Source organism: Streptomyces sp. NPDC005962 (genome assembly GCF_040629205.1).
In the GTDB taxonomy this organism is placed as follows: Bacteria; Actinomycetota; Actinomycetes; order Streptomycetales; family Streptomycetaceae; genus Streptomyces.
The window spans coordinates 387143-407602 of record NZ_JBEXVE010000003.1; the positions used below are offsets into that span (position 1 = coordinate 387143).

The following is a 20460-nucleotide window of genomic DNA, read 5'->3' on the forward strand; positions in this document are numbered from 1 at the left end:
CTATTTTCTTGCCGTTTCCGAACGCTCCCATCGCTCGGGGCGCTCGTCAAGGGAGTCTAAGTCGAATCCAGGCCGCTCGACACTGGTGCTTCCACAGGGCAGAATTGTTCAGTACACGAACCAAAGGCGGGGACCGGGAGGTCAGGCATGGGTGCGGTGTCAGGCATGGGTGCGGTCGATCTCAATACTCATCCCGGGCATCTGGCCCGCCGCCTTCAGCAGGCGCATTCGCTGCTGTGGGGCGCGATGGTCTCCGAGGAGACCACATCGCCGCAGTTCGCGGTCCTCAACGCGCTGACCGAGAAGCCGGACATCGACCAGCGGACCCTGAGCGAACACGTCCACCTGGACCGTTCCACGATCGCCGACGTGGTCGCCCGGCTCGGCCGCCGCGGACTTCTGGAGCGGGTCCGCGACCCGCGCGACGGGCGCCGCAACGTCCTGAAGCTGACCGACGAGGGCGTGCGGCTGCACCGGAAGCTGGTGACGCGGACGGCGCGGATGAACCGGGTGTTCCTGGCGCCGCTGGACGAGGGCGAGCGGGAGCTGCTGCTGCGGCTCATCGGGCGGGTGGCGGACGCGGCGGAGGAGCTGCGGTCGTAGCCTCGTCGAGTCTTACGGGGTGAAACCCCCGGTCACCCCTCCGTCGGAAGCGCGCCCAGACCGCCCGCCACCGTACGGGCCGCGCCCGCCAGCGAGGCCACGAACCTCGGCAGCCGCTCCGGTGTGAAGCGGGCCGACGGGCCGCCGAAGGACAGGGCCGCGACCACCTCGCCGCCCCGGCCGCGGACGGGGACGGCCACCGAGGACAGGCCCTCCTCGTGCTCGCCGTGGCTCACCGCGTACCCCTGCCGGGCCGTCTCCGCCGCCCAGCGGCGCAGCGTATCGGCGTGCGCCGGGCCGTTCGGGGAGCGGTGGGCGATCCGGTCCAGGAGGGGATCGTCGGCGCCGAGGAGCAGCACCTTGGAGGGCCCGCCCGCCCACAGCGGCAGCTCGTCCCCGACCTGCACGATGTGGCGCAGGGCCTGGGGCCCCTCCTCCTGGGCGACGCAGACGCGGTGCACATCGCGCCGTACGTACAGATGCACCGTCTCCCGGTGCTCGGCGGCCAGCTCGCGCAGGGCCCGCCGGGCCGGGGCGGGCAGGCGCCAGCCCTGGTCCGCCATGCGGACCCAGCGCAGGAAGGTGGGCCCGGCGGTGTAGCGGCCGTGTTCGTCGAGCCAGAGCAGCCCGTTGAGGCGCAGGGTCTGCAGGATGCGCAGGACGGTCGTCTTCGGCAGCCCGCTGGCCTCGACGATCTCGCGGATGGACAGGGCGGGGCGGTGCTCGCTGAAGAGGCCGAGGATGTCGATGGCCCGTTGGACCGTCCTCATCCCGCCGCCCCCGCCGCTGTCTCCGCTGCCGCCGTCGCCGCCGGGCTCCACGTCCGACGCCCCGCCCTTGCCCATGCCGCCACTCCTCGCACCGGTCCGCCGACTGGTCCGCCGACGGCCCCAGTATGGGCCCGGGTCCGCTGCGCGGACCAGTGGCTTCGGGGGTGGCAAGGGCGTTCGGGCACGTCAGAGCGGTACCCGGGGGCCGGGGGCCACGTCACATCGCGGATACTCGACCGCAACCTCTTGTCGATGCTCAGCATACGTCCTATCGTCGCCGTCACTCGGACCTCCGGGTCCATTCAGCGGACCAATGTCAGGAGTCACGGTGAAAGCAGCCGTTCTCACCGCACCCCGCCGCCTCCAGATCGCCGATGACTGGCCGGAACCCCAGTGCGGCCCCCACGATGTCCTCGTCCAGCTCGACGGCATGGGGATCTGCGGTTCCGACCTGGCCGTCTTCGACGGCGCGCGGCAGCCCCCCACCCTCCCCTGGGTGGTCGGCCACGAAGGCTTCGGCCGGATCGTCGCCGTCGGCGCCCGGGCCGCCGAGGCCCCCGCCCCCGGGACGCGCGTCGTCATCGAGCCCAACTACGCCTGCCTCCAGTGCCCCGACTGCGCCCGCGGACTGACCTCCGCCTGCGCCAAGCGCACCATCGTCGGCATGAACGCCCCCGGCCTCCTCGCCGAACGCGTCGCCGTCCCCGCCCCCTTCGTCCACCCGGTCCCGGCGTCCGCCCGCGCCACCGACCTGGCCTGCGCCGAGCCGTACACGGTGGCCCGTACCGCAGTACGCCGCGGGGGCGTCACCGCCGACGACAAGACCCTCGTCGTCGGCGCGGGCGCCCAGGGGCTGCTGCTCTGCCAGGCGCTGCTGGCCATCGGTGTACGCCCGGCCGTCGTCGAACCCCATCCGGCGCGCCTGGCGCACGCCGTGGAGCTGGGCGCCCGGGCGGCGGACGAGAGCGAGGGCGGGTTCGGGTACGTCTTCGAGTCGTCCGGCGCCCAGGCCGCGCTGCGCGCCGCGCTGGGACGTACCGTGCCGGGCGCCACGTTCGTCCTGGTCGGGCTGGGCGCCGACCCGTTGCCGCTCACCCTTAACGAGGTCGTCCGCGCGCAGCTCACCCTCCGCGGCTCGCTCATCTACGACCACCCCGGCGACTTCACCGCCGCGCTGGCCGACATCGCCTCGGGCGCGGTGCGGCCCGGCGCCTCGATCGAGGCGAGCTTCCCGCTGGAGCGCGCGCAGGAGGCCTTCGCCGGGGCCCGTGAACGCGCGGGCAAGACCTGGATCTCGCTCACCCCCGCCGACTGAGCCGCGCCCCTTCCCCCGCTCCGTCCCCTTCCCCCGCTCCGTCCCCCTCCCCGCGCCTCTCCCCACCGCATCCGGAGACGAAGGAGTCTCACCATGAGCACCACCGGCACGCCCGCTCCCGCCGCGCCCCCGCCCGTCGTCCCCGACTCCGCCCGCCCGGCCGTCAGCCGCGCCCGCTACGGGCTGCTGGCCTCCCTCTTCGTCATCACCGCGATCAACTACCTGGACCGCACGAACCTTTCGGTCGCCCTCCCGCACATCAAGGACGACCTCCACCTCACCGCCACCCAGCAGGGCATCCTGCTCTCCTCCTTCGGCTGGGCCTATCTGCTGCTGCAGATCCCCACCGGTCGGCTCATCGACAAGGCCGGTGCCAAGCTGGCCTTCGGGTACGCCCTGATCGGCTGGTCGCTCGCGACCGCCGCGGTCACCCTCTCGCGCGGGTTCGGCTCGCTCATCGGCATCCGGGTCGCACTCGGCGCCTTCGAGGCACCGGCGTTCCCGTCCAACAACCGCCTCGTCGTCAACTGGTTCCCGGGCAACGAGCGGGGCCGGGCCACCGCCACGTACACCTCCGGCGAGTACATCGGGCTCGCGGTCGCCGCGCCCGTACTGTCGCTGCTCACCGTCCACTTCGGCTGGCGCTCGGTGTTCCTGGTCACCGGGGTGGTCGGGCTGCTCTTCTCCGTCGTCTGGTTCCGCCGGGTGTACGACCGTCCGGAACAGAGCCCGAAGGTCAGCGTCGAGGAACTGGCCCACATCCAGCAGCCCGACGAGCGGGAGCCGTCCGACGCCGCGGAGAAGGCCTCCGAGGCGGAACTCTCCACCCTGGGCGCCGATCTGCGGATGCTGTTCACCAACAAGCGGCTGTGGGGCATGTACATCGGGCAGTTCGCCAGTGCCTCCGTCCTCTTCTTCTTTCTCACCTGGTTCCCCAGCTATCTGGTGGAGGAGAAGGGAATGGGCATCATCAAGGCCGGGTTCTGGGCCTCCGCGCCCTATCTGGCGGCGCTGGTCGGCACGTTGACGGGCGGCGCCTGGTCGGACCGGATGCTGAACAACGGCCGGTCCCGTACGGTCGCCCGCAAGCTTCCGGTGATGATCGGCTTCGTGCTCGCCTCGATCATCGTCTGTGCGAACTTCACCGACTCCGCGCCGCTCGTGATCACCTTCATGTCGATCGCGTTCTTCGCCCAGGGGCTGATGCAGAACAGCTGGGCGCTGTTCGCGGACTCCGTCCCGCGGCGGCTCACCGGCACCGGCGGCGGCGTCTTCAACTTCATGGCCAACGCGGGCGGTGTGCTCACCCCGCTCGTCATCGGCTTCATCGTCGACGCGACCGGCTCGTTCGCCTGGGCACTCGGCTACATCGGCATCGTCGTCGCCATCGGGCTGCTGGCGTACGCGCTGCTCATCGACCGAGTGGAACGCATCGAGGCGTAGGTAGCGTTGCCCTGGTCCGCCAAGCGGACCATCTGACCCACTCACCGGTCCACAGGGTTACGATGGCCGGGTGACCGTGACCCCAGAACACCCCACCCCCGCCGACTGGTGGGTGACCGCGGACCAGTCGCTCACCCTCGTCGGCCACCACACCGACGCCGCCCGCACCGCACCCGATCTGCTCGCCACCCTGAGCCGGATCGGCGAGGCCCGCCGAGCCACCGACCACGCGCTCGGCGCCGCCGTGCGGGCGCTGCTCGCCTCGGGCCGTACCTGGGGCGACATCGCGGACGCGCTCGGCCACCCTGACGCCGCGTCCGCCCGGCGGGCCACCGCCCCCGCCCTCGACGGCGCCCGCCGCGCGCTGGATCAGCGCATCGGCGCCAGTGCGTCGGGCCGGCGCATCCGCCAATAATTGACGGCATTTCAGAACGTTGACACCGGCTACTCATTAGTCACAGGTTCCACAGGAATTTACCTGTGTCTTCACATCTCCCCCACATATGGAGTCTAGGTTCTCCATATTCATTCGACGCACACGGGGAGGGATGTCACGGTGCCCGGAATCGATGAATGTCTGCTGGAGGCCATGAAACTGCCCGGTGCCCGGGGTGCCGCCGTGGTCGACTGGACCAGCGGCCTGGCACTGGGCGCGGTCGGGGAGTCGCCGAGCGGCGACCACGAGGCCACGGCGGCCGAGACGGCGGAACTCGCCCGGATGGCGGCGGAATACCAGTCTTTCGCCCCCGCCGACGGGTCCGACTGGTCAGATGCTTCCGGCGGGTCCGGGGGTGACACTCCCGTCAACGATCTGATCGTCACCAACCGCGACAGCTACCACGTCCTCCAGTTCGTCCGCACCACCTTCGACAGCAGTGTCTTCCTGCATCTATGGCTCGGCCGGACGGAGGGAAATCTCGCCCTGGCCCGCATCCGGCTGGGCGAGATGGCGCGGCAACTGGTGCTGGGGTGAGCGCGTTGCGGGCACTGTCCCCCGGGCTGCCCCGGCGGCGCCCCGCGATCACCGACGACAGCGCTCCGGGCGCTTCGCCCATGCTGCACCGGCTCGCCGCCGAGAAGGCCACCGGCTCCTTCATGCGGGAGCGGGGCACGCTGCATCTCGCCGACGGACACGTCATCCACGCGGAGAGCCCGGAGACGCCCGATCTCGAGCTGCTGCTCACGGCGGGCGGCGCCCTGTCACCCGAGCAGTGGCGGCAGGCCCTTGACGCGGCCGGACCCGAACAGCGGGTGGGGCGGTTTCTGGTGGACAGCGGCCGCTTCCCCGAGGGGGCGCTGGAACTGTGCCACCTCGGGGCGCTGTACGACGCGGCGTTCTTCGTACTCGCGCCGGACGGTGGCCCGGCGCGCTTCCGGTACGGGGCCGCGCACTGGATGGGGGCCGTGCGCCCGGTGCCGGTCGGCTCGGTGCAGCGTGAGACGTCGCGCCGACGGGAGTTGCTGCACGAGATCTGGCCGGAGCGGGAAGCGGACACCGAACCGCTCGTGCGGACCCGCCGCTCCTCCGGCGCGAGCCTGCCGCGACGGCAGCGCGCGGTCCTCGACCACGTCGACGGGGTGTGCACCGCGGCCGACATCGCCCGCCTGCTGGGCCGTCCCGCCTTCCACACGCTCGTCGACGTCCGCCGTCTCGCCGCCGCCGGTGCCGTGGCACCGGCCCGGCGGCCACCGCGGCCATCGCGGCCCGGCAGCGTGGCCGCCCCACGGCCCCGCGGCGGGGCCGCCCCGCCTCCGGACACGTCCACCGGCCCCGACCTCAGCCTCCTGCGCCGACTCAGGAACGCACTGGAGGCCCTGTGATCCGCGCGCTCAGACAGCGTGCCGAAAGGAGACAGCTCATGTCGGCCGAGGCTGAAATCCTCGACGAACTCCACCGGCTCCGGTCGCGCATGCCGCAGCTGACCGGCGCGCTCGCGGCCAGCGCCGACGGGCTCGTACTGGCGCAGGACTGCCGGGGCGTGGAGCCGGAGGGGGTGGCCGCCCTCACCGCGGCCGCTCTGGGCATCGCCCTACGGCTCACCGACGCCACCGGGCAGGGCGGCTTCCGCGAACTCCTCGTCCGCAGCGACCACGGCTATCTGGCCACCTACGCCGCCGGACCGTCCGCCGTGCTGACCCTGCTGGCCGAGGGGCAGGTGAACGTCGGCCGGCTGCACCTCGAAGGACGCCGCTCCAGCAGCCGCGTCAGCGAACTGCTGCAGACCGCCGTTCAGCAGCCCGACCGCCCCCGCCGACAGCCACCCGCCACCCCCGACGCGCCCCCGTTGCCCGTACGGCCCACCTCCCCCCGCGCGGGCGGGGCCCGCACCCGCTCCCGGTACCCGGGCACGGGCGAGCCCCCGGCGAAGTAGCCGCAAGCCCCCCGCACAACACAGAACCCCGAAAGGAACCGTCATGGCGAACACCGAAGCAGCACTGCAGGACGCGCTCTCGTCGATAGAGGGCGCCACCGGAGCCGCGCTCGTCGACTACACCAGCGGAATGGCGCTGGGCACCGTCGGAGGCGGCGCGAGCTTCGACCTGAACGTGGCGGCCGCCGGTAACACCGACGTCGTCCGCTCCAAGCTGCGCACCATGGAACACCTCGGCCTCAAGGACGAGATCGAGGACATCCTCATCACCCTGAGCACCCAGTACCACCTGATCCGGCTGCTCAAGAGCCGTGGTGGCAACGGCCTCTTCCTCTACCTCGTACTGGACTCCGGGCGCGCGAACCTCGCGATGGCCCGTCACCAGCTGAAAAAGATCGAAGCCGAACTGGAAGTCTGAGACCCCAGCCGGACCGCTGCACGGTCAACCGCCGACCGATCAACCGCTGACGGTCCCGATCACCACCGTGGCCTCCCGCTCCTCACACACCTCCACGCGCGGGACCAGCCCGTCACCGGCGACGATGTCGAGCGCGCGCGAGGCCTGCCGTTCGCTCGTCTCGAACAGCAGACTGCCGCCCGGTGCCAGCCACCCCGGCGCCCCGGCGGTCACCCGGCGCAGCACGTCGAGCCCGTCCGCGCCACCGTCCAGCGCCACCCGCGCCTCATGGACGCGCGCCTCCGGCGGCAGCAGCCCGACCTCCTCGGTGGGGACGTACGGCACGTTGGCCAGCAGCACATCGACCCGGCCGCGCAGCGCCGCGGGCAGCGGCTCGTACAGATCGCCCTCGCGCACCGTGCCGCCCGCGGGCTCCACGTTGCGGCGGGCGCAGCGCACCGCGGCCGGGTCGATGTCCGCCGCGTACCACTCGGCCCGGCCGCCCAGCGCCGCCACCAGCGCGGCCCCCAGGGCGCCCGACCCGCAGCACAGATCGACCACCACCGCCCCGGGCCGCGCCAGCGCGGCGGCCCGCTCGACGAGGAACTCGGTGCGCCGCCGCGGCACGAACACCCCGGCGTCGACGGATATCCGCAACCCCCGGAACTCCGCCCACCCCACCACGTGTTCCAGCGGGAGCCCGGCGGCGCGGCGGTCGACCATGGCGTCGGTCTGGGCCGGGTCCTGCGCCGCGGAAAGGATCAGCCGCGCCTCGTCCTCGGCGAACACGCACCCGGCGGCGCGAAGCCGGGCGACGACGGCGGAAAAGGTGACAAGTGAAGAGGAAGGTGAAGCCGACATGGAAGCCTGGAAGCCTTTCGGAATCCCCGAGGGCGCTCCCGGCGGTCGGCTATCCCATGTAGCCCTGAGGCGAGAGCACCCAGCCTGAACTGGCGTTGATGGGTCTCACCTCCTTGGTGCGTACGAGTGACGGCCACATTACCCGATCAGTGCCCGAGGCCTGGGTACCGCACGCCCGTCAGCTGTTCCGAGGCCGCCCACAGCTGTCGGGACGCCTTGTCGCTCAGGGTCCACTTGGCGCGGGTCGCGCGGGTGGGGGAGCCGGGGAGGAGGCCCTGGAGGGGTGGGCCGAAGTAGTCGTCCTGGCGGACGTCGGGCGCGGTGGCCGCGTAGAGGATGGGGAGGGCGCCCCGGTCCGGGGTCTGGGCGAAGAAGCGGTTGCCGATGGCCATGAAGCGTTCGGCGGCCCGGCGGCCCTCCATCTTCGGGGCGGCGGACATGAGGTTGGTCGCGGCGTAACCGGGGTGCGCGGCGGCCGCCACCAAGGGGGCGTTCGCGGTGCGCAGCCGGTGGGCCAGTTCGTGGGTGAAGAGGAGGTTGGCGGACTTCGAGCGGGCGTACGCGGCCCAGCGGCGGTACTTGCGCTGCATGGAGAGGTCGGCCGGATCGACCGTGCCCAGCAGGTGCATGAAGCTGGACATGGTGACCACCCGGGCGCCCACCCCGGCCGCCAGCAGCTTCGGCAGCAGCAGTCCGGTGAGCGCGAAGTGGCCGAGGTGGTTGACGCCGAACTGTGTCTCGAAGCCGTCGGCGGTCCTGCGGTAGGGGAGGGCCATCACGCCCGCGTTGTTGATCAGCAGATCGAGCCGGTCACCCGGGAGGTCGGCGGCGAAGGCCCGTACGGATGTCAGGTCGGCCAGATCCAGCGGCGCCACCCGGACCGCCGCGCCCGGGACCTGCGCCCGGACGCGCTCCTCGGCGTCCTTGCCGCGCCCCGCGTCCCGGCAGGCCAGCACCACGTGGGCGCCGCGCCGGGCCAGTTCGCGGGCGGTGACGTAGCCGAGGCCGCTGTTGGCCCCGGTCACGACGGCGGTGCGGCCGGTCTGATCGGGGATGTCGCTCGCGGTCCAGCCCTTCATCACGCGCTCCTTCGGGGTCTGCGTTACGCGCCGGTAGCCAACCTTTCCGGCGACAGCGTAGGCGGGGGGCCGCGAGGGTGCGAGTGTGCGAGGGGCGAGGTGTGCGGACCGGTGCTCAGGTGCTCCAGCCGGCGCCCACGGCCCGGTCCGACAGGTAGGAGTCGCGCAGCGCCTTGCGCAGACCGGGGACGGCCTCGTCGAAGTGTGCGGCGAGCGTGCTGAGCGCCTGCTTGTGGGTGCGGCGCTCGTGTGCGGTGAAGACGCTGGTCACCTCGGTCTCGGCCGCGAACACGGCCATGGTCAGCTCGTCCACCGGAATGACCGCTGGATCGGGGCCGAGGAGCACGGCGTTACGTACCTTTTCCTGCCAGGTGAGCACCTGCTCGGGGTCGTTGACGGTGACCCGGTCGTGGGGGAGCGTTCCCAGCCATCTCTCGTGCCGGACCGTGATCGCGCCCGTCGCGGCGAGCTGCCGGCGGATGGGCGTCTCCGCCGTATGGGCCTTGTTGTGCACGAGCGGGAGCCAGCTCTTCGGCTTCCCCGTGGGCAGATCACGCCACACCTCGGCGAGGAAGGGGTCGCTCGGCGGATCGGCGGCGCGCCGCGCGACCCTCCCTCCCCTGCGGACGAGGAGCCCGTCCCTGGCCAGCTCGGTCAGCGCCGCGGCGCGCAGCAGCTGGCCGCGCCCCTGGAGGTTGGTGAGTTCGAACTTTCCCTTGCCGACGCTGTAGCAGAGCAGGTAGAGGCGCTGGGGCAGGGTGTGGTGTGTCATCGGCGCGGTTCCCAGCGGAAGAGGCGGGAGGCGAGCGCGATGGCGACGGCGACCCAGCACAGGGTGGGGAGCAGCAGGAGCAGGGACTCCGCCACGGGGACGCCGCCGTTCCAGGCGTTGAGGACGAGTTCGGTGGCGGAGCCGCCGGGGAGGAGCCGCTTGAGCAGGGTGAGCTTCTCGGTGCCGCTGATTCCCACCCAGCTGGCGATGGCGATGGTGCCGATGCTGACGGGGAGCGTGGTCACCTGGGCGTGTTCGGGGGAGTTCGTGAGTCCCGCCGTGGCCAGTCCCAGGCTGAGCATCATGATCACCGTCGAGAGGACCGCCACTACCAGGAGGAGGACGTTGTCCGGCTGTCCGGCGACCGTGGCCAGCACGATGAGGATCGCGGTCATCTGGACCAGCGCGATGACGGTGACCGGGAGCATCAGCCCGGAGAGGATGCCCGCGTCGTCCGCCGGGGTGGAGCGCAGCCGCTTGAGGAAGAGGTTCTGGCGGCGCGAGGCCAGCGTGGTCACGGTGGTGGTGTAGAGCCCGAACGCGCACACGGTGAACATCACCACCGCCGCGATGTATCCGAGGCTGGCCACCTCCGCGAAGATCTCGTGGCGGTAGACGAAGAACGCGCTGATCGCTATGGGCATGAACAAGCTGGTGACCAGAACCAGCCGGTTCCGGAAGATCTGGATCAGCTCGCTGAGAGCGATGGAGAGCATGGTGAAGGCCGCTTTCCTGGGATGTGCCGGAGATGTGCCGGGTGGAGGTGGGGTGGCTACGCGCTGCCGATGGAGCGGAAGACGTCGTCGAGCCGCGTCGGCCCGGCTTCGAGTTGCCGCAGCTCCATCGCGTTGGCGTCGGCCCAGCCGAGCAGGGTGTGCAGGTCCTTCTGCAGGCTGTGCGTCTCGATGAGGAACGCCCCGCCGGCCTCGCGCGTGGCCTGGAGCGGTAGCGCCGGGGCGGGGGCCGGAAGGGAGAAGCGGATGACGGCGGGCAGGGTCCGCGTCAGCTCGGCGACGGTCCCTTCCTGGTGGAAGGTGCCCTGGTGCATGAGCCCGATGCGGTCGGCGCGCTGCTGGGCCTCTTCCAGGTAGTGCGTGGTGAGCACGATGGTGGAACCGTCCTCGCGCAGCTTGTCCACGGCGTCCCACAGAGCGTCCCGGGACTGGATGTCCAGGCCGGTGGTGGGCTCGTCCAGGAAGATCAGCTCAGGGTTCCCGTACACGGCGGTGGCGAAGTCCAGACGCCGCTTCTCACCGCCGGAGAGCTGGGACACCTTGGTGGTGGCCTTGTGCGTGAGGTCGACGATGCTGAGCACGCGTTCGGCCCTGTCCCGGCGCCCGGAGAGCTTTCCGATCAGCCGGACCGATTCCCGCACCGTCAGATCCGGGGAGAAGCCGCTCTCCTGCAGCATGATGCCCATCCTGGGCCGCACGGCGCGCCGGTCGCGCGGGCTCTGCCCGAAGACCCGCACCGTGCCCGAAGTGGCCGTGCGGTGGCCTTCGATGGTCTCCAGGGTCGAGGTCTTGCCGGCCCCGTTGGTGCCGAGCAGTGCGTACAGCTCGCCGCTCGCCACCTGGAAGGACAGGTCTTTCACGGCGTGGAAGTCGCCGTAGCTGAGGTTCAGATGGTCAACGTCGATGACGGGTGTCGAGGTCATGTGCCGATCTCAGCCGTCATCGGGCTTGCCCGGCAGTGGCGTGGTGTCATCACCGGGCCATGACATTCGTGGGGGTGAGACCATGACGCGGTGTCACTGGTGCCACCGCGGGACGGGAAGAATACTGCGGGAGAGACCTGCTGTTCGATCCCGGAGAGCCGCACATGGATACCCGACCTCCGCGCCATTCCGGGCATCGTCCGGAGATGTGGGAACGGCTGCGCAGACTGAACGTCACCACGATGGTCGCGGTCAGCGCTTCCGTAGGGACACTGCTGGTGGTGATCGATGCCCGGACGTGGTGGCAGGCGGTCATCCTGAGCCTGGGCGTGGCCGCGGCGCTGGTGGCCTCCCAGCGGTGGACGGGGACCGGCATTTCCCGGGTCGTACTCCCGTGCCTGATCGTCACGGCCCTGGTGTGGATCGCCGGAGTGCTGGTGGTGGGCGGCCATACGGCGTTCTACGGCATCTCGATCGTGGGCTCCCTGTACGCCCCCAAACTGCCGCGCCACCGTGTCGTGGCCGCCGTCGGGCTGGTCGTCTTCGTCACCGTGGCGGGCTCGGCCAGGCTGTTGGTGTCATCGGCTCCGGTGTCCGACATCCTGATCATCTACGTCCTCGTCCCGACAGGTGTCATGGTGCTGGTGACCGGCAGCATGTTCGCCGGCCAGGTCTTCTACGACCTCGTCGAGGAGCTGGATCAATCACGGGAACGCGAAGCGGAGCTGGCCGTCGTCCGGGAACGCATACGGTTCGCCAGCGATCTGCACGACATCCAGGGGCACACCCTGCATGTGGTGAAGCTGAAGATCACGCTGGCCGAGAAGCTGATGCGCAGGGACATCGGGCGCGCGGAGGAGGAGCTGCGGGAGGTGCACGCACTGGTCGGCGACACCCTCACCCAGACCAGGGAACTCGCCTACGCACAGCGGCGGCTCAATCTGTCCGTGGAGCTGGAGAACGCGAAGAACCTCTTCGAGGCCGCGGGCATCCGGGTGCGCGTCAACCGGGAGGCCGACGTCGACGAGCGGGTCAACGGGCTGCTCGGCCAGGTCCTCCGCGAGACGACGACCAACATCCTGCGCCACGCGGAAGCCACCCGGGTGCGGATCACCCTCTCGGAGCGGGGCATCACCATCGTCAACGACGGCGCCGGGGACGCGCCCCTGCCAGCGCTCGGCGGACTGGCCAATCTCAAGGAACGCGTGGGCGACAACGGAGGCGAGCTGACGGTGGAGCAAACGGACGGGCGCTTCCTCACGGCCGCCGCCTTCCCCTCCCTTCCCCCGGCGACGGCGACGGCGGCGACGGCGCCCTCCGCGGCGCGGGAGGACGGCCGATGACCAGCGTGGTGCTCGCCGACGACGAGGCCCTGCTCCGCCGGGCGCTGGCCTCGCTGCTGACCCTCGAAGGCGAGATCACCGTGCTCGCCGAAGCACAGGACGGCGCGTCGGCCGTCCTGGCCACCCTGCGCCACCGGCCCGACGTGCTCGTCATCGACCTGGAGATGCCCGGTGTGGACGGCCTCGGCGCCGTCGCGGAGATCCGCCGTACGCGGCCGGAGCAAGTGGTCCTCATGCTGACCCGGCATGCCCGGCCCGGGGTGCTCCGCAAGGCCCTGAGACTCGGCGTCCAGGGCTTCGTCAGCAAGTCGGCGGAGCCCGCGCACATCACGGCGGTCATCACCACCCTGCACGAGGGCAAGCGCTGGATCGACCCGGATGTCTCCGCGCTCGCCGTCGTCGACGACTGCCCCCTCACCGACCGGGAGATCGACGTCCTGCGGGTGACCGGCGACGGGTACTCCGTCGCCGACATCGCCACCCGCCTCCACCTGGCGCAGGGCACCGTACGCAACTACCTCTCGAACGCCATGCGCAAGACCCAGACCCGGACCCGGCACGAGGCGGCGCGCTACGCGCGGGAACACGACTGGCTCTAGGAGTTGTGGCGGGTGCCGCGTGCCACGGTCACTTCACGCGCGCCTCGCACACCAGCCGCCGCCGGTGGTCCACCCGGCGCTCGGGCCCGGTCAGGGTCAGCGGGACGGTGTGGCGTACGTCGGCGTCGGCGCTGGAGGACGCCAACCGCAGCTCCAGCGCGCCCGGTTCCACGATCCGGGTGCCGTCCTGGTCCGCCGGGTACGCGGCGAGGTCGGCGTGGAAGGTGAAGTGCACCTCGGCCGACTCGCCCGGGCCGAGCGGCACCCGGGTGTAGCCGACCAGCCGCACCACCGGGCGGGCGGTGCGGGCCACCGGGTCGTGCAGATACAGCTGCACGACCTCGGTCCCGGGCCGGTCGCCGGTGTTGCGGACGGTCAGCCGTACCGTCGTCTCGCCGTCGGTCGGCACCTCGGCGGCATCGGCCTCCGGCCGCTCCCAGGCGAACGAGGTGTACGTCAGCCCGTGGCCGAAGGGGAACAGCGGGGTCGGGTCGACGGTGCTGGCCTCGCCGCGCAGGCCCAGCGGGGGCTGTAGATACGTCCAGGGCTGGCCGCCGGGCGCGTACGGCACGCTCACCGGCAGCCGCCCGGACGGGCCGACGCGCCCGCCCAGCACCCCGGCCACCGCCGGACCGCCCTCCTCGCCGGGGAAGAACGCCTGCACGGCGGCGGACAGCAGCCCCGCCCAGCGGCCGAGGGCGTACGGGCGGCCGGTGAGCAGCACCAGCACCACGGGCGTACCGGTGGCCAGCAGGGTGTCGAGCAACGCGCCCTGGTCGCCGGGGAGTTCGAGGTCGGCGGCGTCGCACCCCTCGCCCGAGGTGCCCCGGCCGAAGAGCCCGGAGCGGTCGCCGAGCACGGCCACGCACACCTCGGCGTCCGCCGCCATCCGCGCCGCCTGCGCCAGACGGCTCTCGGCGGTGAGCGCCGCCGCCCCCGCCGAACCGGAACCGGCCGGGGCGGTGGGCGCCGGGCCGGGCGCGGCGCACCCCTCGGCGTGAGAGATCCGGGCGCCGGGCAGCTCGGCACGGAGCGCGGCGAGCAGCGTGGGCACCTCGACGCCCATGGGCAGGCCGGGGTGTTCGATGCCGACGTGGCGGGGGAAGGTGTAGCAGCCGAGCATGGCGGCGGGGTCGTCGGCGAGCGGTCCGACGACGGCGACGCGGGCGGTGGGCGCCAGCGGCAGCACATCGCCGTCGTTGGCGAGCAGCACCACGGACTCCTCGGCCAGCTGCCGCGCGACGGCCCGCATCGCGGGCGGGTCGAGGTCGATACGCTGTGGAGCGCGCGGGGACCAGTCCGGGTCCAGCAGCCCCAGGTCGCACTTCTGTCGCAGCACCCGGCGTACCGCCCGGTCGACCAGCTCCTCCGGCACCTCCCCGGCCCGTACGGCGTCCCGCAGCGGGGTGCCGTAGCAGCGGACGGCGGGGAGCTCGACGTCCACGCCCGCCGCCAGCGCCAGGGCGGCGGCGCGCGCGGGGGAGTCGGCCACGCGGTGGGCCAGCTCCAGGAAGGAGATGCCGAAGTAGTCGGCGACGACGGTGCCGGTGAAGCCCCACCGCTCCCGCAGCAGTTCGGTCAGCAGCCATGGGTTGGCGGCGGAGGGGACGCCGTCGAGGTCGTTGTAGGAGTGCATCACGGAGCGGGCCCCGCCGTCCCGCAGCGCCATCTCGAACGGCGGCAGGATCATCTCCGCCAGCTCCCGCGGGCCGATCGAGACGGGCGCGTGGTTACGGGCGCCGCGCGAGGCCGAGTAGCCCGCGAAGTGCTTGAGCGTGGCGATGATCCCGGCCGATTCGAGGCCGCGGACGTACGCGGTGCCGACGGTCGCGACCAGGTACGGGTCCTCGCCGATCGACTCCTCCGTACGCCCCCAGCGCGCGTCCCGCACCACGTCCAGCACCGGCGAGAGGCCTTGGTGGACGCCGACCGACCGCATCGAGCCGCCGATCTGCCCGGCCGCCCGCTCCACCAGCGCCGGATCGAACGACGCGCCCCAGGCGAGCGGGGTGGGGAAGACGGTGGCGCGCCAGGCGGTGAACCCGGTCAGGCACTCCTCGTGGACGAGCGCCGGAATCCCGAAGCGGTTCGACGCGGCGATACGGGCCTGGGTGCGGGCGAGCGCGGCGGCGCCCTCGGCGGGGTCGACGGGGGCGGTGCCGAAGGGGCGGGTCAGCTGGCCGAGGCCGTGCGGGAGGAGGCCGTCGAGGTCCACGGCCTCCGCCACCTCGTGCTGGAGCGGGGCGACGTCCTCGCCCTCCTCGCTCTCCGAATTCGGCCACACGCTGTACAGCTGGGCGAGCTTCTCCTCCAGCGTCATGAGGGCGATCAGCTCGTCCGCGCGGTCCTCGGCGGGGAGGGAGGTGTCCTGCCAGGGGTGAGGCATGAAGCTCCTTGTGGTGAGCGGCGTAGTACCGGGGCGTGCGGCTTACTTGCCGCCCATGCCCATCAGACCGTTGATCAGCTGGCGCCGCGCGAACAGATACACGAGGAAGATCGGGACGATGGACAGCACCACCGCGGTGAGCAGCGCCGGGGTGTCCACCCGGAACTCGCCGACGTAGTCGTACAGGCCCAGTGTCAGCAGCCGGTTGCTCTTGGACTGGGTGAGGATCAGCGGGAAGAGGAACCCGTTCCAGGCGTGCAGCGCGGACATCACCCCGACCGTGGAGATCCCCGACCGGGACAGCGGTACGACCAGCTGGAGCAGCACCCGGGTCGGGCTCGCACCGTCCAGCGCCATCGACTCGTACAGCTCCTCGTCGATGTCGCGCATCGTGCCGACCAGGATCAGCACGCTGACCGGGAGCGAGAACGCGGCCGTCGGCAGGATGACGGCGAGGAGGGTGTCGTACAGATGCAGCTTGGTGATCACCAGATAGATCGGGATGATCACCGCTTGGGAGGGGATCGCCAGCCCGAGCAGGAAGATCTGGAAGACGCGGCGGGAGCCGCGGCTGCGGGTGCGGACGACGCTGTAGCCGACGGTCACCGACAGCACGATCACCAGCGCCGCGCACACGGCCGTGACCAGCGCGGTGTTGAGGAGGTAGTGGAGGAAGCCGGAGTTCAGCACCCGCCGGTAGTTGGCGAACGTGGGGTGGTCGGGCAGAGCCAGCGGGCCGTCGTCGATATAGCCGTTACGGGTCTGGAAAGTGGCCGCGACCAGCACGTACAGCGGCAGCCCGACGATGCCCAGCCAGAGGAGCGAGCCGAGCCCGGCGGGGTAGTTCGCGCGGGGCAGACCCCGGCGGCGGGGGCGGGGGTGTGCCGCCGCCGGAGTCCTCTTCGGCGTATGGACGCCGTCCGTGGGGTGCCGGTGCAGGGTGTCGGTCACCTGATTCCTCCGAGGGTGCCCCGGCCTTCAGGCCGGGGACGATTCGGACTCCCGCAGAGCGGGGCAGGGATAGCCGAATTGCTGTGAGAGCGCTTCGGCGTCCATGTCGCACCGTGCCGGGGCAGGCTAGACAGGGTGGGAACGCTCAACTGTCGTACCTCCCGTTTAGATTGGCGATCGTGACGACAGAAGCGAGGGCCAGCGAGGACACCGGGTATGCCCGGTGGACCTTCCGGCTTCGTGTGTCCGCCGGTGCCCGGGCGGCGCTTGAGGCGGAGTGGGGTCGGTGTCGGTGGGTGTGGAACGAGTGTGTTGCTCGCTCGAAGAAGGCCCACAGGAGTGGGGAGAGGTGCGGTCCGGCCGCGCTGGACAAGATGCTGACCGAGGCCCGCCGTGTCACTCCCTGGCTGCGGGAGGGCTCTTCGGTTCCTCAGCAGCAGCTCATTCGTGACTTCGGCACGTCCCGTGCGAAGGCGCTGAAGGACATCAAGGACCGGCTGCCCATGCATCGGCGGGCGAGGATGCCCCGCTGGAAGAGGAAGCGGGACGCGGCTGCGACCCTGAACTACACCCGGCGTGGCTTCCGCCTGAAGGACGGGCGCTTGCACTTGGCGGGGGGCATTGTGGTGAGGGTGGTGTGGTCGCGCATGCTTCCGGCCGACCCGTCCAGCGTGCGCGTCTACCGGGACAGCCTCGGTCATTGGTACGCGTCGTTCGTCGTCCCCGCCCAGGTCGAGCCGTTCCCCGGGACCGGTCTGGTGTTGGGTGTGGACTGGGGCGTACGTGAGACCGCCACCACCACCTCCGGCGCCCACGACCTTCCCCACGCCGAACATGGTCGGAAGGCCGCGGCGAAGCTGGGCCGGTACCAGCGGATGATGGCCCGTCGCCGCGCGCCGAAGGGCACGCCACAGTCGAAGGGCTACCGCACCGCCAAGCGGCAGGCGGCCAAGCTGCACAAGAAGATCGCCCGGCAGCGGCAGGACACCGCACGAAAATGGGCCAAGAAGGTGGTCCGTGATCATGACGTGGTGGCGGTGGAGGACTTCCGGCCGAAGTTCCTGGCCAGGACGTCGATGGCGCGTAAGGCGGCGGATGCCGCCATCGGTGCCACGAAGGCGGCCCTGATCGAGATGGGGCGCAAGCACGGGCGGGATATCCGTCTTGTGTGCCCTGCGTACACCACCATGGACTGTGCGCGGTGCGGAGCGAGAACCAAGCACGCGCTACCTCTTTCGGAACGTACCTACACCTGCGTCGCGTGCGGAGTTGTATCCCCCAGGGACAAGAATTCCGCCCGTGTGATGCTCGTCCGGGCTGGTCTGGACCCGGCTGGTGTCGAGGGCGTAAGACCTCCCGGGCCGCCGGTCCGGGAGGCGGCCTGAGCCAGGAATCTCCCGCCTTCGGGTGGGAGAGCAGTCAAACCCCCTCCCGGGTGCTGCGCATCGCGGTGAAGCCGGTGAGCCGTACCAGCAGCAGGGAGACGGTGGTGGCGACGACGACCAGGATGGTCGCGACGGCGGCGGCGTAGCCGAGGTCGAACGCCTGGAAGCCGTTCTTGTACATCAGGTACGGCATGATCGTGGTGTCGGTGCCGGGACCGCCCTTGGTGAGGATCAGGACGGTGTCGAAGAAGGTCAGCGCGCCCACCACCATGAGCACCGACGAGGTGACGATGGTGTTCCGCAGCTGCGGGAGGGTGATCGAGAAGAACTGGCGTACGGTGCCGGCGCCGTCGATCGCCGCCGCGTCGTAGAGCGAGCGCGGCACGGCCCGGGCGCCGCCCTGGTAGAGCAGCGTGTGCAGCGGGATGAACTGCCACGCGGTGACGAAGAGGACCGCGCCGAACGCGCCCGTCGAGCTGCCCAGCAGATCGCCGTCCGCGAACCCGAGGGCCGGGCCGATGTCGGCGATCAGGCCGAAGTTCGGGTCCAGCAGCGACTTCCAGACCAGCGCGAGCGCGACGGACGACCCCAGCAGCGGCAGGAAGAAGATCGCCGACAGCACGGCCCGGTTGCGCTGCCGCCCGGCCGCCCAGACCCCGAGCAGCAGCGCCAGCGGGGTCTGGACCAGCCAGGTCAGTGCGGTGAGGACCAGGCTGAGCCGGATCGCCTGGTGGGTGTCGGGGTCGTCCCACAGCCGGGTCCAGTTGCTCAGACCGGTCCACCGCGGGGTGCCGATGCCGTCCCAGTCGGTGAAGGCCAGCGCGCCGACGAGGATCATGGGGGCGACGGCGAAGAACACGAAGAACAGGGCGCCGGGCAGGGCCCAGACGGCGCTGGGCCGCCCCACGCGTCTGTGTCTCGTGTGTCTCGTGGCGGCGTCCGCCATCACATGCCCTTCAGGGCATCGACGAACGCGGTCGGGCTGAGCTGTCCGTTGAACAGCTTCTGGACGTTGGTGTGCAGGGGCGGCGTGTACTTGGCGGGCAGCGCCTGGTCCCAGGAGAGCGTGAAGTCCGGGGCGTCGCGCACGATGTCGTACTGGAACTTGGCGTACGTGGGGTTCTCGTGCCCGTTCAGCAGCGCGGACGCGTCGGAGGTCGTGGGGACGTCGCCGTTGGCGATCAGCGCCTTGGCGTAGTCCTGCTTGGCCGCGAACTTGACGAAGTCGATCGCCGCCCGCTGCTTCTCGCCCTTCAGCTTTCCGCTGATCGACCAGTAGTTGGTCGGGTTGCCGACCACGTTCTTGGGGTCACCGGTGCCGCCCGGGACGGCCGGGAAGGTGGTCCAGCCGAGGCCCGACTTGGCGAACGCGGGCTGATTGGCCTTCTGGTTGGCGTACTCCCAGCTGCCCATCAGATGCATCGCGGCCTTGCCCTTGGCGAAGTACGTGGACGCGCCGTCCGCCGTGTAGTTGACCGACTTGTAGTTCTTGCCGAACGCTCCGCGGTCCACCAGGTCCTTGATGGTCCGCGCCGTCTTCAGCACCGCCGGGTCGCCCCACGCGTCCTTGCCCTCGCTCTGGATCTTCTTGAACACCCCGGCGCCGCCGTAGCGGTCCACCAGGTACTCCACCCACATCAGCTCGGTCCAGGGGTCGGTACCGGCCACGACGAACGGGGTGATGCCCTTGCCCTTGAAGGTCCCGATGAGCTTGATGATGTCGTTCCACGACTTCGGGGGCTGGGCCCCCGCCTTCTTGAACACGTCCTTGTTGTAGAAGAGGATCACCGGCTGCATGCCGCGCATCGGGATGCCGTAACGCTTGCCGTTGATGCCGCCCGCGTCGAGGATCGAGGGGATGAACCCCTTCCGCAGCGACGGGTCCTTCTTCATCGCGGGTCCGAGGTCGAGCAGCATGTCCTTCTCGACGAACTCGCTGATGCTGCCGCCGCCCCAGTTGAAGAACACGTCGGGGGCGTTGGGCGTGCCCATGGAGGTGCGCAGCTTGTCCGAGTAGCCGTCGCCGGGCACCTGGGTGAGCTTGACCTTCACCTTCGAGGTCTTGTTGAACCGCTCGACGACCTGGCGCTGCACCTTGGTCGAGGGGTCCTGGTAGACCCAGACGCTGATGTCCCCCTTACCCGACCCACCGGGCCCACTGCTTCCGCAGCCGCTGAGCGTTCCCCCCACCACGAGCGCGGCTGCCGCCGCGAGGCCCGTCGCACGGAGGGATGACCTTGACCGAGGTATGCGCATCACGTGCCTTCCGGAAGTAGCCCGATAATTCTCGGAAGCGGTTGCGTGGACGGTATGGGCGGCCTGATGCGGTGTCAATACTTCGGGCATCGGGAGGGGTTTTGTCCCCCACCCCGCCCCTTCCCGAACCCGGGGCTCCGCCCCGGACCCCGGTCCTCAATCGCCGGACGGGCTGGAAAGTCCAGCCCGTCCGGCGAGTGAGGACACGCCCGAAGGGCGTCCGGAACCGGAACCCGGGCGGAGCACCGGAACGAGGTCCGGGGGCGGAGCC

Annotated in this window: 21 protein-coding genes; 11 read left to right on the forward strand and 10 right to left on the reverse strand. The window is 71.0% G+C overall.

The window, feature by feature from the left end:
* Positions 1–165: 165 nt before the first annotated feature.
* Positions 166–603, forward strand: coding sequence for a MarR family transcriptional regulator (locus ABZ370_RS07930; RefSeq protein ID WP_358618355.1), 438 nt, complete (start codon positions 166–168; stop codon positions 601–603).
* Between the two features lie 32 nt (positions 604–635).
* On the opposite strand, the gene ABZ370_RS07935 is transcribed toward ABZ370_RS07930, so the two are convergent.
* Positions 636–1448: an IclR family transcriptional regulator gene (locus ABZ370_RS07935; protein WP_358618001.1), complete on the reverse strand. Its 813-nt coding sequence runs from the start codon at positions 1446–1448 to the stop codon at positions 636–638.
* 253 nt (positions 1449–1701) lie between these two features.
* On the opposite strand from ABZ370_RS07935, the gene ABZ370_RS07940 reads away from it, so the two are divergent.
* From ABZ370_RS07940 to ABZ370_RS07970, 7 genes are all read left to right on the forward strand, one after another.
* On the forward strand, positions 1702–2688 hold the full coding sequence (locus ABZ370_RS07940) for an alcohol dehydrogenase catalytic domain-containing protein (protein WP_358618004.1): 987 nt from the start codon (positions 1702–1704) through the stop codon (positions 2686–2688).
* 93 nt (positions 2689–2781) lie between these two features.
* A complete protein-coding gene (locus ABZ370_RS07945; RefSeq protein WP_358618007.1) occupies positions 2782–4131 on the forward strand; it encodes an MFS transporter in 1350 nt (449 codons plus the stop codon).
* 70 nt (positions 4132–4201) lie between these two features.
* Positions 4202–4546 carry a hypothetical protein gene (locus tag ABZ370_RS07950; RefSeq protein WP_358618008.1) on the forward strand — a complete coding sequence of 115 codons (345 nt, stop codon included), beginning with the start codon at positions 4202–4204 and terminating at the stop codon, positions 4544–4546.
* 141 nt (positions 4547–4687) lie between these two features.
* On the forward strand, positions 4688–5104 hold the full coding sequence (locus ABZ370_RS07955) for a hypothetical protein (protein ID WP_358618011.1): 417 nt from the start codon (positions 4688–4690) through the stop codon (positions 5102–5104).
* A gap of 80 nt (positions 5105–5184) precedes the next feature.
* Positions 5185–5952 carry a transcriptional regulator gene (locus tag ABZ370_RS07960; RefSeq protein ID WP_358618357.1) on the forward strand — a complete coding sequence of 256 codons (768 nt, stop codon included), beginning with the start codon at positions 5185–5187 and terminating at the stop codon, positions 5950–5952.
* Between the two features lie 38 nt (positions 5953–5990).
* A complete protein-coding gene (locus tag ABZ370_RS07965) occupies positions 5991–6503 on the forward strand; it encodes a roadblock/LC7 domain-containing protein (protein WP_358618014.1) in 513 nt (170 codons plus the stop codon).
* Between the two features lie 43 nt (positions 6504–6546).
* Positions 6547–6921, forward strand: coding sequence for a hypothetical protein (locus ABZ370_RS07970; RefSeq protein ID WP_358618017.1), 375 nt, complete (start codon positions 6547–6549; stop codon positions 6919–6921).
* 39 nt (positions 6922–6960) lie between these two features.
* On the opposite strand, the gene ABZ370_RS07975 is transcribed toward ABZ370_RS07970, so the two are convergent.
* From ABZ370_RS07975 to ABZ370_RS07995, 5 genes are all read right to left on the reverse strand, one after another.
* Positions 6961–7761, reverse strand: a complete 801-nt coding sequence (locus ABZ370_RS07975; RefSeq protein WP_358618019.1) for a putative protein N(5)-glutamine methyltransferase — start codon at positions 7759–7761, stop codon at positions 6961–6963.
* A 146-nt stretch (positions 7762–7907) separates the two neighbouring features.
* The gene (locus ABZ370_RS07980; protein ID WP_358618022.1) at positions 7908–8840 is read right to left on the reverse strand and encodes an oxidoreductase; all 933 of its coding nucleotides are present in this window, start codon (positions 8838–8840) and stop codon (positions 7908–7910) included.
* A 115-nt stretch (positions 8841–8955) separates the two neighbouring features.
* Complete coding sequence (locus ABZ370_RS07985; protein ID WP_358618024.1) at positions 8956–9612, reverse strand: GPP34 family phosphoprotein; 657 nt, start codon at positions 9610–9612, stop codon at positions 8956–8958.
* A complete protein-coding gene (locus ABZ370_RS07990) occupies positions 9609–10328 on the reverse strand; it encodes an ABC transporter permease (RefSeq protein ID WP_358618027.1) in 720 nt (239 codons plus the stop codon). Before ABZ370_RS07990 ends, ABZ370_RS07985 begins: the two co-directional genes overlap by 4 nt.
* 56 nt (positions 10329–10384) lie before the next feature.
* Complete coding sequence (locus tag ABZ370_RS07995) at positions 10385–11269, reverse strand: ABC transporter ATP-binding protein (RefSeq protein WP_358618029.1); 885 nt, start codon at positions 11267–11269, stop codon at positions 10385–10387.
* A gap of 164 nt (positions 11270–11433) precedes the next feature.
* Here ABZ370_RS07995 and ABZ370_RS08000 point away from each other — a divergent pair, with 164 nt between their 5' ends.
* Both ABZ370_RS08000 and ABZ370_RS08005 read left to right on the forward strand, forming a co-directional pair.
* Positions 11434–12612, forward strand: a complete 1179-nt coding sequence (locus ABZ370_RS08000; RefSeq protein WP_358618031.1) for a histidine kinase — start codon at positions 11434–11436, stop codon at positions 12610–12612.
* Positions 12609–13211, forward strand: a complete 603-nt coding sequence (locus ABZ370_RS08005) for a response regulator transcription factor (RefSeq protein ID WP_358618034.1) — start codon at positions 12609–12611, stop codon at positions 13209–13211. The genes ABZ370_RS08000 and ABZ370_RS08005 overlap by 4 nt, the downstream gene beginning before the upstream one ends.
* A 28-nt stretch (positions 13212–13239) precedes the next feature.
* Here ABZ370_RS08005 and ABZ370_RS08010 read toward each other — a convergent pair whose 3' ends face one another.
* On the reverse strand, positions 13240–15597 hold the full coding sequence (locus ABZ370_RS08010; protein ID WP_358618036.1) for a glycoside hydrolase family 3 N-terminal domain-containing protein: 2358 nt from the start codon (positions 15595–15597) through the stop codon (positions 13240–13242).
* A gap of 42 nt (positions 15598–15639) precedes the next feature.
* Positions 15640–16455 (reverse strand): carbohydrate ABC transporter permease, encoded by an 816-nt coding sequence (locus ABZ370_RS08015; protein ID WP_358618359.1) that lies wholly within the window; start codon positions 16453–16455, stop codon positions 15640–15642.
* A gap of 272 nt (positions 16456–16727) precedes the next feature.
* On the opposite strand from ABZ370_RS08015, the gene ABZ370_RS08020 reads away from it, so the two are divergent.
* On the forward strand, positions 16728–17933 hold the full coding sequence (locus ABZ370_RS08020) for a transposase (protein WP_358618039.1): 1206 nt from the start codon (positions 16728–16730) through the stop codon (positions 17931–17933).
* Positions 17934–17967: 34 nt separating this feature from the next.
* Here the strand turns inward: ABZ370_RS08020 and ABZ370_RS08025 are convergent, their stop codons facing one another.
* Together ABZ370_RS08025 and ABZ370_RS08030 are read right to left on the reverse strand one after the other, a co-directional pair.
* A complete protein-coding gene (locus ABZ370_RS08025) occupies positions 17968–18879 on the reverse strand; it encodes a sugar ABC transporter permease (protein WP_358618042.1) in 912 nt (303 codons plus the stop codon).
* Positions 18879–20189 carry an extracellular solute-binding protein gene (locus tag ABZ370_RS08030; protein WP_358618045.1) on the reverse strand — a complete coding sequence of 437 codons (1311 nt, stop codon included), beginning with the start codon at positions 20187–20189 and terminating at the stop codon, positions 18879–18881. Before ABZ370_RS08030 ends, ABZ370_RS08025 begins: the two co-directional genes overlap by 1 nt.
* Positions 20190–20460: the final 271 nt, after the last annotated feature.

Coding starts and splice junctions, on each gene's coding strand:
- ABZ370_RS07970 (WP_358618017.1), top strand. CDS start 6,547: ATGGCGAACACCGAAGCAGCACTGCAGGACGCGCTCTCGTCGATAGAG.
- ABZ370_RS07985 (WP_358618024.1), bottom strand. CDS start 9,612: ATGACACACCACACCCTGCCCCAGCGCCTCTACCTGCTCTGCTACAGC.
- ABZ370_RS07960 (WP_358618357.1), top strand. CDS start 5,185: ATGCTGCACCGGCTCGCCGCCGAGAAGGCCACCGGCTCCTTCATGCGG.
- ABZ370_RS07935 (WP_358618001.1), bottom strand. CDS start 1,448: ATGGGCAAGGGCGGGGCGTCGGACGTGGAGCCCGGCGGCGACGGCGGC.
- ABZ370_RS08025 (WP_358618042.1), bottom strand. CDS start 18,879: ATGGCGGACGCCGCCACGAGACACACGAGACACAGACGCGTGGGGCGG.
- ABZ370_RS07930 (WP_358618355.1), top strand. CDS start 166: ATGGGTGCGGTCGATCTCAATACTCATCCCGGGCATCTGGCCCGCCGC.
- ABZ370_RS07975 (WP_358618019.1), bottom strand. CDS start 7,761: ATGTCGGCTTCACCTTCCTCTTCACTTGTCACCTTTTCCGCCGTCGTC.
- ABZ370_RS07995 (WP_358618029.1), bottom strand. CDS start 11,269: ATGACCTCGACACCCGTCATCGACGTTGACCATCTGAACCTCAGCTAC.
- ABZ370_RS07965 (WP_358618014.1), top strand. CDS start 5,991: ATGTCGGCCGAGGCTGAAATCCTCGACGAACTCCACCGGCTCCGGTCG.
- ABZ370_RS07945 (WP_358618007.1), top strand. CDS start 2,782: ATGAGCACCACCGGCACGCCCGCTCCCGCCGCGCCCCCGCCCGTCGTC.
- ABZ370_RS08005 (WP_358618034.1), top strand. CDS start 12,609: ATGACCAGCGTGGTGCTCGCCGACGACGAGGCCCTGCTCCGCCGGGCG.
- ABZ370_RS07980 (WP_358618022.1), bottom strand. CDS start 8,840: ATGAAGGGCTGGACCGCGAGCGACATCCCCGATCAGACCGGCCGCACC.
- ABZ370_RS08000 (WP_358618031.1), top strand. CDS start 11,434: ATGGATACCCGACCTCCGCGCCATTCCGGGCATCGTCCGGAGATGTGG.
- ABZ370_RS08030 (WP_358618045.1), bottom strand. CDS start 20,189: ATGCGCATACCTCGGTCAAGGTCATCCCTCCGTGCGACGGGCCTCGCG.
- ABZ370_RS07990 (WP_358618027.1), bottom strand. CDS start 10,328: ATGCTCTCCATCGCTCTCAGCGAGCTGATCCAGATCTTCCGGAACCGG.
- ABZ370_RS08010 (WP_358618036.1), bottom strand. CDS start 15,597: ATGCCTCACCCCTGGCAGGACACCTCCCTCCCCGCCGAGGACCGCGCG.